Genomic DNA, 11922 nt, shown 5'->3' on the forward strand with positions numbered 1-11922 from the left:
CGGTCACGGTATAGCCAATGTGAGCGAGCCCCTTGATCCGTGGGCGGTTTCCGGCGGCATCCCCAGCGTCATCCACACGCCTGTGCACAGAATCCGTGGATAACTTGCCGCCGCCGGTTGTGCATCAGGATCCCCGGCAGGCAACCGGCGGCGGCACTATGATCGGCGCTGGTTTACGGACCGCGCGCATGTCGAGAATCCTGCTGCTGCTTTCCCTGCTGGCCTGCTTCGCGGCGCACGCCACCGAACCGGACCGGCGCATCGCCATCACCATCGACGACCTGCCCTGGCAGCGCATGGGCACCACGCCCGCCGGCGAGGTCGCCGGCCGGCACCGGCAGCTGATGGCGCTACTCAGGCAGGCCGGCGTACCGGCCACCGGGTTCGTCAACGAAGGCAAGCTGGAAGTCGACGGAGTCGTCCAGCCCGAGCGGCTCGCGATGCTGCGCGACTGGCTTGTTGCCGGTTTCGAACTGGGCAACCACACGCACGGCCACCTCGACCTGCATGCGGTCGGCCTCGATGCCTACCGGGACGACATCCTCAAAGGCGAGCGCGTGTTGCGTCCGCTGCTCGCCGGATTCGGCCAGGTGCCGCGCTGGTTCCGTCATCCCTACCTGCGCGCCGGGCGCACGCGCGAGGATCGCGCCGCGCTGGAAGCCTTTCTTTCTGGCCACGACTACCGCATCGCGCCGGTGACCGTGGACAACGGCGAATGGGTCTGGGCGTTCGCCTATGCCAACGTGCTCGACGAAGAACCCGATACGCCCGGGCGCGCGGCCACGCTCGAGCGCCTGCGTCGTGGCTACATCCCGTACATGCTCGACAAGGTCGACTACTTCGAGAAGCAGTCGCAGGCGCTGCTGGGTTACGCCCTGCCGCAGGTCTGGCTGCTGCACGCCAACGAACTCAACGCCGTCGCCTACGCAGACCTCGTCTCCGGCGTACAGCGGCGCGGCTACCGCGTTGTGACGCTGGAAGAAGCGATGCGGGACCCGGCCTACGATCGCGGCGCCGAAGGCTATGACGGCCGCTACGGACCCAGCTGGCTGCACCGCTGGGCGATGGGCGAAGGCAGGCGCGGCGACTTCTTCGCCGGCGAGCCGGTGGTACCGAAGTGGGTGCTCGAACTGGCGCGCGTGGAGTCGGAGTAGCCGGCAACCTGCAGGATCCAGCGAACCGGCATTGCCGCCGCGTGCGCTGCCGGCCGGATTACCCGACCATTGCCGGTACGTCGGGTAACGACACGACGATGCGGCCCGCGGCGCCCGCTCAGCGATTCGAATGGGTGGAGGCGCCCGCAATCGTGCCAGTGCGCCCCGATCACTCGGCCACCGTGGCTGTCTACACCGGATCGTGAGCCCGCAGCGCACCCCGCGATGGCGCTACGGCGTGAATACAAACTCGCCAATCTGAAGCACGTCGCTGATGTGCTTCGCTTTTTCCTGCGCGCCCACAGAGTCATCCACAGCGTTGCGCACACGATCCGTGGAAAACATCGGCACGGTCGTTCTCCGTCCGCGTGTACGCGCCTGGACAGTCGCGTCCACACAGGCCACCCGCCGCGAGATGCCCGGTGCCGGGCGCGGCGCGACACGCGGATGTCAAGCGTTTCCGCGCACCTCCGCGCACATTTAAGGGGATGGCCGCGGTTGAATACAAACTCGCCAAAGTGAGACACATCCCTGACGCGCATGGATTTTTCCGGCGCACGCACAGACTCGTCCACAGCGTTGCGCACACGTTCCGTGGATAACAGGCGCGCGCGGGCCCCATGCAGGTGCAACCGGATTGAACGATCACGTCCACGCAAGGCATGCGCATCGACGGGGTGGCACCCTGCGCTTGACGACTGCGTCCACGTGCGTCGCCCGCTCCGGCATAAGGACGGCATGGAGCGGGAAGCGTGCGTCCATCCCACGCCACGCATTCACAACACGCACAAGCGTCCACGTCGCACGGGCGCATCGACCAGATCGCAGCCTTGACGGACGATCGCGGCCGGGCCGGGATCCGGCTCAGTGGGGCAAGGACCGCCCCCCCGGCGGCACCCTCGCCGCGATCCTGGTCAATCCCTGCGCCGGAAATTCACCGCGCGCGCCCTGTGACGACTGCAGCGTCGAGGCGTGAATACAAACTCGCCAAACCGATGAACCGCGTTGACCGTACTGGATTTTCTGGCGACGCCCACAGCGTCATCCACAGCGTTGCGCACACGATCCGTGGATAACCTTGCGTGAGCGAAGGGGCACCGATGCCGCACCCGCACGGCATGGACCTGTCGACGCGCTCACGAGTTCGAAGGGGCGCACGCCGTAGTAGCGCGTCCTCGCAGCGGCGCTACCGTCACTACGCACGGCAGCGCCATGCCCTGCCGTCGCCCAGATGAAGCTGCGCAAACTCGCCCGTGACCAGACGCGGCAACGAACACACGCAGGATGAAAGGCCGTGAAGCACGCAGCTCACGTTTCGCCCCGTCACGAAATAGCCCATGCCACCCTCAGGTGCCCGGCCGTGCGGTGGGCTTGGGCTCGGCGATTTCCTGGCCCGGCTGGGCGCGGCCGGACATTTCGGCGCCGGCGTCGGGTGCCAGGCGGCGCAGCGAGAACACCGAGCCCAGCGAGATCAACGCGATGGTGGCGAAGGCCAGCGTGAAGTTGATGCTGTCCCCGACCGGCTGACCGGTGGCGATGCTGGCCAGCGACAGCGCATAGCCGCCGATGGTGACGCCGGTGGCCAGTGCGATCTGCTGGACCATGGCGGCAAGGCTGCTCGCCTGCGACATGCGCGCCTGGTCGATGTCGGCGTAGATGATCGCGTTGAGGCTGGTGAACTGCAGCGAGCGGAAGCAGCCGCCGATCAGCAGCACGCCGACCATCATCACGTAAGGCGTGTCGGCGCGGAACAGGCCCAGCGGCACCAGGAACAGCGAGGCGACGACAGCGTTGAAAACCAGCACCCGGCGGAAACCGAAGCGCTTGAGGATCCACGCCGCGACGGTCTTCATGAACATGGCCCCGGCCGCACCGGCGAAGGTGATCAGGCCCGATTCAAGCGGGTCGTAGCCGAAGCCGAGCTGCAGCATCAGCGGCAGCAGCAGCGGCGTCGCGCCGACGCCGATGCGGAACAGTGCGCCGCCGAGCACGCCGATGCGGTAGGTCGGCACGCGGAACAGCTCGAGGTTGATCAGCGGATGCGGATGCCGCTTCGCATGCAGGACGTACATCACGAGCAGGCTGACGCCGACCACGCTGACGCCCAGCAGGAGCGCGGTGCCGGCCATCTGCCGCCCCAGCATGGACAGGCCGAACATCGTTGCCGCCAGGCCCATGCTCGACAGGAAGAAACCGACCCAGTCCAGCCGTCCGACCGGACCGTAAAGCTGCGGGATATGCCGCCACGCGAACCAGATGCCGAGCGCGCCGATCGGCAGGTTGACCAGGAAGATGTAGCGCCAGTGGCTGTAGGTGGTGATGAAGCCACCGACGACCGGCCCGAGCATCGGCCCGAGCAGCGCCGGCACGGTCAGCCAGCTCAGTGCGCGCACCAGCTGCGACTTCTCGATACTGCGCAACAGGACCAGTCGGCCGACCGGCACCATCATCGCGCCGCCGATGCCCTGCATGAAGCGCGCGGTGATCAGCCCGCCCAGCGTGTGGCTGGCGGCGCAGGCGATCGAGCCGCACATGAACACGGCGATCGCCGCCATGAAGGTGCGCTGCGAACCAAAGCGGTCGGACACCCAGCCACTGATGGGAATGAACACCGCCAGCGCGAGCATGTAGGCAGTCAGCGCGAGCTTCAGCACCACCGCTTCCACGCCCAGGTCCGCCGCGATTTCCGGCAGCGAGGTGGAGATCGCCGTCGACTCCATGTTCTCGATGAACAGGGCGCTGGCAACGATCAGCGGCAGCAGGCGTTCGCGTCTCACCAGGTCCGGGGCAGGAAAAGGTCAGCCCCGATTGTCGCCCATCAGGATGGCGACAGGGCGAGCGCCGGCTAAATGCCGGTTCGATGTGTCTGCGCGGGATCGCAGGTCCCCGCCGTCCGATGTTTCCATCGCCGTTGGACGCGCGAGCGCGCGGCAGCTTCCCGCCAGTCATGGGACACTGACGTTCAGGCCTCTATCCACGCAGTGGAAGGCCGGCGCGCCCTGCACGCCGGCGCGACGAAGCATGCACCGCCGCTGTCCGTCGAGCAGCTGTACCCGTGGGCGTGATCACGAAGCCGTGGCGCCGGACGCGCCCCGGTGCCCCGCGGCTGCGCGGTGGCCTGGTACCGACCGCGCTGACGCGACTGTGCGCCCTGCCGCTGCCTGAAGACGCACGGACCGGTGTGCTGATCCGGCCGAACGGCGCCGAAGGGTCAGAACACGCGAGCGGCGTGAAGGTCGCCCTCCACGCCGCTCGCCGGATCGGTCAAGAACGCCTAGTGCGCACGCGTTCCGGTCAATCCGAAATAGTTGAAGACCGAGAAATCATCCGACCAGTTGACGCCATCGGCGGTGGCGGCGGCATGCCAGAAATACGACAGCCCCTCGTAGCCCTGCGTGGTCGATGCCATCCAGTCGAAGCTGCCACCCGCGATACCACCGACTTCCAGCCAGTACATGGTGTTCGGCTGCAGCACGAAAGGGCTTGCCGTGGTGAACACGTACTCCTGGATTCCCGCGCCGCCCGGCGGCGGCGCGGTGAAGGACACCAGCAACTCACCGGGCGCCTGCATGTTGTCCACGTCGAACGCCTTCAGGCTGGCAACCACTTCGCCCGTCAGGTCGTAGTCCTGCAGACGCAGCACCAGCTGGTCGATGGTGGTCGCCTCGTAGTACTCGGTATAGAACATCACGGCCTTGCGGCGCACATCGCTGAGGCCGGTCGTCGCATCGTCCTCCTCCAGCGCCGGCAGGTTGGTGAACACCTGGCCCGGGCAGCTCTCGAACCAGCTGCAATCGAACTCGTCGGCAAACAGTCGATCACCCAGCAAGGCCGATTCGTCGACCGAGATGACCCACTGGAACTGCAGGCTGCCATTCGCCGGCAGCGTGCGGTTCTGCCACTGCAGCCCGCCGGTGAAATCGCCCGGGCCGTAGGGGAGTCCGGTATTTCCCAGCGTGATCGGCTCTGGGCCGTTGAGCTCGTCGCGCAGGTCGGAGTGCGTGGTCACGGCGTATCGATCCGCACCGATGCCGCGGATTTCACCGATCGTCGGCCCCTTGTCATTGCCAAGGACTTCCATCCAGTTGTTGGCCTGCAGCAACGTGGCGGTATGGTCGGAGGACGAATCCGCCAGGTCCAGGTCCACGTAGGTGAAGACGTTGATCTCCTGCGGCTGGCTGGTCGTGTTGGAAATGGTGAGCGTCCACGTCGTCGCGCCCTTGCTGCCATCCCTGCCCGCCGACGTGTCATCCACCTTCACTTCCAGCGTGGCCTCGGCGGCGATGGTGGCGACATCGGTCCAGGTGAAGACGGCGGTATCGCCCTGGTAGGTCGCGGTCGCGGGCAACGGCTGGCGCACCTGCGTTTCATCGCCGGGGCCGCGGATGAACCAGCCCACTTCGTAGCCGTGATCATGGGCATAGGGAAATTCGATATTCAGCTCGAATCCACCATCACGGTCACTGCTTGTGCCTTCCACGGCGAACACGATCCGGGCGAAGCCGTCACTGATGACGCCTGGACCGGCGGCCGGCGAGCCCTGCGGCGCCGCGGCGCCACCCGGGGCAGCCGCCGTACGGCGCCCTTCCTTGTCCATTGCGGGACCGCCCTGCACCGCAGCGGCCGTGCCCATGGCAGCGACCAGCCCGGACGCCAGCCATACCCCCATCCTGTTACGCATATCGAATCCTCCCGGTGCCCAGCCTGATGTGCATGCCGTTGCGGGCCCACCAGGCTGCGAACGCCCTGTCGCGCCGGCTGGCACCCGTCCCCCCACGGCCGCATGGGCCCTGATCGTGCACCGGAAATTATGCGCCGTCATTCACATTTTTAGTGGACTTCGCATGAGCCTCTGTCCAGCCTGGGTTGTCGGCCTTTACGTGCACACCGCATCGCCCGCCGTTCGCACTGTCGGCACGGCGACCTCGACGCGGTCGCGGCCGTTGGCCTTGGCGCGATAGACGGCGTGGTCCGCCCGCTGCATCCAGCTGGACTGGTCGTGGCAGTCGACGCCGTCGAACACGGCCAGGCCCTGGCTCACCGTCACCGGCATGAAGCGCTCACCGGCATGCCGTGACAGGCCGTGCACGGCGAAGCGGATGCGATCGGCCAGCGCCAGCGCGTGCTCGCGACCCAGCCGCGGGCACAGCATCAGGAATTCCTCGCCGCCCAGGCGCGCGATCATGCCGTCTTCCGGCACCAGCTGCAGCAGGCAGCGGCCGAGATCGGCCAGCACCGCGTCACCGAAGGGATGGCCGCCGACATCGTTGATGGTCTTGAAGTGGTCCAGGTCGATCATCAGCAGCACTGGCCCTGCTCGGCGGCGTGCGGCTCGCGCAGCAGTTGGCCGATGCGCTCCATGATCGCCCGCCGGTTCGGCAGCGAGGTCAGCGCATCGCGGTAGGCCTGGTCGCGGAAACTGCGCGCCAGGCGCCGCTGGGTGCGCAGCAGCAGCGCCAGCGCCACCAAGGTGATCACCAGCAGCACGACGACGACCGTGGCCATCAGCATGAAGCGGCGCTGCTCGCGCAACAGCAGTTCCTGCCGGGTGGCTTCCAGTTCCGCCACCCGCAGTTCGTGCTGGCGCAGGCGGTTCTCGTGTTCCAGCTCGCGGATGCGCAACGTCTGTTCGCGTTGCATGTGGCGCGATTCCAGCGAAACGATCTCCTCGCTTTCGCTGGCATCGGGAATCGCCGCCTCCAGCGCGCGGATGCGGTCGCCCAGCGCGGCGACCTCCGGCTTGCCGGCATCGGCGCCGGCCGCGGCACCGGTTCGGGCGCCGCCATAGTGACCCTGGAGGATATTCTTCTTCGTGCGCAGCAGCGTGGACAGCTGCGACGGCGCGTCCAGGTCCTCCACGATGGCAATGGCGGCGTCGATGTCCGCCAGCGCCTCCTGCACGCGGTCCAGCCCGGCCAGCGCTTCGGCGCGCACGCCCCGGACGAGGCCAACGCTGATCGGATTGCCGGCCGCTTCGGCCGCGGCGATCGCTTCCTGCGCCAGCGCCAGGGCCTCTTCAAATCGATGCATCGCGACCAGGTCGCCGGCAAGGCTGCCGGCGGCGCGTCCGGCCAGCGTATCCAGTCCCGCCGCAAGGAATCCCTCGCGCGACTGTCGCCACAGGCCGACGGCGCGATCCAGCTCGCCGGCGTTGCTGTTCGCCGAGGCCTCGAGATAGCGGGCGCGCGCGAGGGTCACCGGGTCGCCGAGCTCTTCAGCCAGCGCGGAGTAGCGTCGGCAATGGTCGATGGCCTGGCCCGGCCACTCGGCCAGCAGGTAGGAGCGGCACAGTTCGGAAGCGGCGATGGAGCGCTGCGCCGGATCGGCGTTGACGTCCAGCACGTTCGCCGCGCGCAGCACTTCGGCCATGCCGGCGCCGACCTGCCCGAGTTCGATCATGCGCGATCCGCGCAGGAAGCCGGCGTAGGCACCGGCCACCACATCCCCGTTCTGGTCGTGCAGGCTGCGCAGCCGCAGGACGACTTCGTCCAGTGCCACCGCGTCGGGAATGCCGAGGGCGGCGCCGCCCATGTACCACAGCAGCGACCGCTCGCCGACCGGGTCGTCCTTGAAGACGTCGGCGTCCAGCGCCGCGCGGCCCTCGGCGATGCCGGCGGCCCGGTTGCTGGCGGCGCGCAGGCGGTACCCGGCCAGTTCAAACACCTGCTCCTTCGCCGGCGAAATCGTTGCCCAGGTGCACAACACCAGCCCCAGCATCACGACGACACTGCTGCCGATGTTCCGCTGCCTGCCCGTCATTGCTCTCCCGGCCCCAGACATCCCTGCCACCGAGTCTAGCGCCATGCCCGGTGCGGCTGGCAACCACACCGGATCAAGGCGTGCGCAGCGCGTCGATCGCCTCGGGATCCTTCTGAAAAACACGCGCGCGGCGCCGCAGCCACAGTCCGGGTCCAGACGATTACGGGCACACGCGCCACGGCAACAGCCCGTCGCCCGTAGCGCGCCACCCCCGATCGGGTGGTACCTTTGCCGCTGGGGACCTTCACATAATGGCTGCCATGGATCGTGTCCGCACCGCCATCCGGATTGCCTGCGCAGCCTTCTGCCTGCTGCTGGTTTCCGGTCCGCCGGTGTCCGCCGACACGCCGCAGATCAAGCCGGCGTGGCGCTACAACATCCGGCAGTGGACCACGCTCGACAGCCTGCCGCACAACAAGATCCATGGCATCACCCAGGACGCCGAAGGTTTCATCTGGGTGGCGACCTGGAACGGCCTGGTGCGCTTCGACGGCGACCGCTTCACGCTGTTCGACACCCGCAACACGCCCGGCCTGCGCACGCGCGGCTTCAAGTCCGTCGCCAGCAACGCGCAGGGAGACCTCATTGCCGGTTCCAGCCGCCAGGGCATCTGGCGCTATCTCAATGGCCACTGGACCGCGCTGTCGCCGGAGACGCTCGACAACCTCTGGGTGACGACAGTGATGTCCGACGGCCAGCTCGGCTGGTGGGTCGGCACCGAACGCGGCCTGGTGCACATCGATCGCAATGGCCGCCGCCTCGACCAGTGGCCGGAAGGCGCGGTGGTTGCCAGCGCCTGGATCAACGGCATCGCCCCCGATGGCGACGGCACCATCATGGTCAGCAGCGAGGACGGCCTGTTCACCGGCGTTTCCGACACCTCGCCTGGCACGCTGTTCAACGAAAACGACGGCCTGCCCTCGTCGATGGTGCTGGCGGCGCTGCGCCTGCGCGACGGCCGCCTGCTGGTCGGCGCTGACAATGGCGTCTATGTACGCAACACGCCCGGCGCGCGCTTCGAATCGGTGCCGCAGATTTCCGCGCTGCGCGTCGATGCGCTGCTGCAGGACGACGAAGGCAACATCTGGGCCAACACCAACGACAACGGCCTGCTGATCTGGGACGGCGACCGCGACTTCTCGCGCATCGACAGCGCCATGGGCCTGCGTGGCCGCGCCACCTTCGCGCTGATGCAGGACCGCGAAGGCCTGGTCTGGGCCGGCACCAGCGATGGTCTGGTGCGTGTCGCCGACGGCGTCGCACGCACGTTGCACGCCGACCTCGGGCTGGTGGACAACTACGTGCGCAGCGCCTTCGCAGCGAGCGACGGCAGCATCTGGATCGGCAGCGCCCGTGGTGTCAACCGCTGGCACGATGGCCAGCTGCAGACCATCGACGTGCCCTGGCAGGACGGCCGCGAAGGCTCCGTCATGGGCCTGGCCGAGGACAGCGAAGGCATCTGGCTGGGCACCGACAACCAGGGCCTGATCCGGCTGCCGCATGACCCGAAGCAGCCCGTCCTGCGCATCGGCCGCGCCGACGGCCTGCCCGCGAACCAGATCCGCGCACTGCTCGGCGGCCGCGACGGCAGCCTGTGGATCGGCACCATCGTCGGCCTGGTGCGGCGCTTTCCGGACGGCCGGCTGGAAGACATCCGTGGCATGCCGCTGCCGGAGAACGGCGTCGTGCGTTCTCTGCACGAGGATGCCAACGGCGGACTGTGGATCGGCACCGCCAACGGTGTCGGTTACCGCGCGCCGGACGGCACGCTACGCCACTACGACCGCCGCACCGATCCGGCCTATCCGGTCGAAACCGCGTTCGACTTCCTCGCCGACAGCGACGGCACGGTGTGGATCGGCAGCGATGGCGGCCTGATCCGCTTCCGCGATGGCCGGTTCAAGACCTTCGGCCATAAACTGGGCATGCCGAACGAATCACTGTTCCGCATCCTGCCCGCGAACGAAGACGGGCTGTGGCTGACCAGCGACCAGGGCGTGTTCCGCATCAGCCGCACGCAGTTCGCCGAAATCGACAGCGGCCAGCGCAACCGCCTGGCGCCGGAAATCGTCGATCGCGCCGACGGCATGCGCAGCAACCAGGCCAACGGCAACACCTTTCCCGCCGGCGCGCTGGATCGCGACGGTCACCTGTGGATTCCCACCGCCGACGGCGTCGTCACCGTCGACCCGCGCGCCATGTCGGCGCAGCAGGCGACCGCGCCGCGCACGGTCATCCATTCCATTTCCATCAACGGCGAAGTGCATCCGGCCGGCGACTCGCTGCACGCCAGATCGCGCGACCTCAACCGCGTCATCTTCAGCTTCGCCGGCCTGAACTTCCGCAACCTCGGCAACATGGTCTACCGCTACCGCCTCGACGGCGTGGACAGCCACTGGATCGAAGCCGGCACCAGCACCGAGGCGGTGTACACCAACCTGCCGGCCGGACACCTCGTCTTCCATGTCGAGTCGATCATCCGGCCCGACGACTGGGGCATGCGCCAGCGCGTCGGCACCGCGTCGGTTTCGCTGCATGCCTCGCCGCCGTTCTGGGAATCCTGGCCGTTCCGCTTCGCCATGCTGGCGCTGTTCCTGATCATCTTCGCGCTGGTGCAGCGGGCGACGCAGATGGTGCACATCCGCCGCCAGCGCGCGCTGTCGCTGCTGGTCGAGAAGCGCACCGCCGAACTGCAGGAGAAGAACAAGGCGCTGGAAGTGGCATCGCGCGAACGCCAGCAGCTGCTGGAACAACTGGAACTGCAGGCCACCCACGACGAACTGACCGGCCTGCCCAACCGCCGCGCCGCGCGCCGCGAGCTGGCGCGCCTGGTGGACGAACAACGCATCATGCAGGTGGCGCTGGTCGATGCCGACCACTTCAAGCACATCAACGACACCTGGGGCCACGACGCCGGCGACCGCGTGCTGGTCGCGCTCGGCGACCACCTGCGCGACACCGTCGCCGGCCGCGGCACCTGCACCCGCCTGGGCGGCGAGGAATTCCTGATGATCCTGCCCGACCTGTCGCAGGAAGATGCGCTGGAATGCTGCGAGGCACTGCGCAGTGCCGTCGAATCATCGCCCGTGGTCCTCGCCGACGGCCGCGTCATCCGCTATACCGTCAGCGTCGGCCTGTCCTCACGCACGCGCGGCGCCGATGTCCAGACCCTGCTCAACCAGGCCGACGTCCAGACCTACCGCGCCAAGGCCGCCGGCCGCAACCGCGTCTGCGCGGATGCGGCGGTGGCGCAGCTGCTGGGCTGATCGCACACACTGTCGCGGGCGAACGATCACAATCCTTCAACGTTCATGCCGAACTCGGCCAGCCACGCCTTGCGCTGCGCGTAGTCCGGCATTGCGCGCTCCACGCGCAGCCAGAACGCGGGCGTGTGGTGCGACTCGTGCAAGTGGGCGATCTCGTGCACCACCACGTACTCGGCAATACGCGCCGGCAGCAGGATTGCCTTCCAGTGGAAGTACAGCCAGTCGCCCTTGCCGCATGAGCCCCAACGGTAGCCCAGGTCCTGTACCTTCACGCCGGCGGGCGATACCTCCATACGCGACCGGTAGTCGGCCACGCGACTGGACAACCAGGCCTTGGCACGCTCGCTGTACCAGCGGATGAAGTGCTCGCGCGCGGCAGGCAAGGCATCCCGGCGCAGGCAGAAGCTGCCCGCCGCCAGCTTCAGCGGAACGTCCTGCTCGTCCACAAGTTTCAGCCGATGGCTGCGCCCGAGGTACAGGAAGCCCTCTCCGCCAACGAACTCCTTGCGTGGCACCTGGCGTTGCAAGCGATCCTTCTCGGCCAGCTTGGTATAGATCCAGAAGCGCTTTTCCAACACGAAGGCGCGCAGCGCGGACTCGTCCACTTTGGGCGGTGCCGACAGCACCAGCTCGCCGTCACGCTCCACGGTGATCTGCATCGTCTTGCGGCGCGTGCTGCGTCGGAGCACGAAGTGCAGGTCATCCACCTGAAGGCTGGGCGATTTCACAGGTGCCAGCATCGG

7 protein-coding genes are annotated in these 11922 nt (G+C 67.7%); 2 read left to right on the forward strand and 5 right to left on the reverse strand.

Translation table 11 applies throughout. From position 1 onward, the window contains the following. Nucleotides 1-188: 188 nt before the first annotated feature. Nucleotides 189-1154: a polysaccharide deacetylase family protein gene (locus EDC25_RS02585; protein ID WP_123522109.1), complete on the forward strand. Its 966-nt coding sequence runs from the start codon at nucleotides 189-191 to the stop codon at nucleotides 1152-1154. A 1346-nt stretch (nucleotides 1155-2500) separates the two neighbouring features. Here EDC25_RS02585 and EDC25_RS02590 read toward each other — a convergent pair. The 4 genes from EDC25_RS02590 to EDC25_RS02605 form a co-directional block, all read right to left on the reverse strand. Further along, nucleotides 2501-3931 (reverse strand): MFS transporter, encoded by a 1431-nt coding sequence (locus EDC25_RS02590; RefSeq protein ID WP_123522110.1) that lies wholly within the window; start codon nucleotides 3929-3931, stop codon nucleotides 2501-2503. 497 nt (nucleotides 3932-4428) lie between these two features. Next, on the reverse strand, nucleotides 4429-5835 hold the full coding sequence (locus tag EDC25_RS02595) for a choice-of-anchor R domain-containing protein (protein WP_132577206.1): 1407 nt from the start codon (nucleotides 5833-5835) through the stop codon (nucleotides 4429-4431). Between the two features lie 195 nt (nucleotides 5836-6030). Further along, entirely contained in the window at nucleotides 6031-6453 is a 423-nt protein-coding gene (locus EDC25_RS02600; RefSeq protein WP_132577207.1) for a GGDEF domain-containing protein, read from the reverse strand. Beyond that, entirely contained in the window at nucleotides 6453-7913 is a 1461-nt protein-coding gene (locus EDC25_RS02605) for a GGDEF domain-containing protein (RefSeq protein ID WP_123522113.1), read from the reverse strand. The genes EDC25_RS02600 and EDC25_RS02605 overlap by 1 nt, the downstream gene beginning before the upstream one ends. A 260-nt stretch (nucleotides 7914-8173) precedes the next feature. Here EDC25_RS02605 and EDC25_RS02610 point away from each other — a divergent pair, with 260 nt between their 5' ends. Then, a complete protein-coding gene (locus tag EDC25_RS02610; protein ID WP_164484048.1) occupies nucleotides 8174-11179 on the forward strand; it encodes a ligand-binding sensor domain-containing diguanylate cyclase in 3006 nt (1001 codons plus the stop codon). Between the two features lie 26 nt (nucleotides 11180-11205). Here EDC25_RS02610 and EDC25_RS02615 read toward each other — a convergent pair whose 3' ends face one another. After that, nucleotides 11206-11919: a M48 family metallopeptidase gene (locus tag EDC25_RS02615; protein WP_123522115.1), complete on the reverse strand. Its 714-nt coding sequence runs from the start codon at nucleotides 11917-11919 to the stop codon at nucleotides 11206-11208. Nucleotides 11920-11922 lie beyond the last annotated feature (3 nt).

Origin of the sequence: Pseudofulvimonas gallinarii (assembly GCF_004343305.1) — a bacterium.
Classification (GTDB): Bacteria; Pseudomonadota; Gammaproteobacteria; order Xanthomonadales; family UBA2363; genus Pseudofulvimonas; species Pseudofulvimonas gallinarii.

Excerpts from the sequence above, each read along its gene's own strand:
- EDC25_RS02585 (WP_123522109.1), top strand. The coding sequence starts at position 189 with ATGTCGAGAATCCTGCTGCTGCTTTCCCTGCTGGCCTGCTTCGCGGCG.
- EDC25_RS02595 (WP_132577206.1), bottom strand. The coding sequence starts at position 5,835 with ATGCGTAACAGGATGGGGGTATGGCTGGCGTCCGGGCTGGTCGCTGCC.
- EDC25_RS02600 (WP_132577207.1), bottom strand. The coding sequence starts at position 6,453 with ATGATCGACCTGGACCACTTCAAGACCATCAACGATGTCGGCGGCCAT.
- EDC25_RS02605 (WP_123522113.1), bottom strand. The coding sequence starts at position 7,913 with ATGACGGGCAGGCAGCGGAACATCGGCAGCAGTGTCGTCGTGATGCTG.
- EDC25_RS02610 (WP_164484048.1), top strand. The coding sequence starts at position 8,174 with ATGGATCGTGTCCGCACCGCCATCCGGATTGCCTGCGCAGCCTTCTGC.
- EDC25_RS02615 (WP_123522115.1), bottom strand. The coding sequence starts at position 11,919 with ATGCTGGCACCTGTGAAATCGCCCAGCCTTCAGGTGGATGACCTGCAC.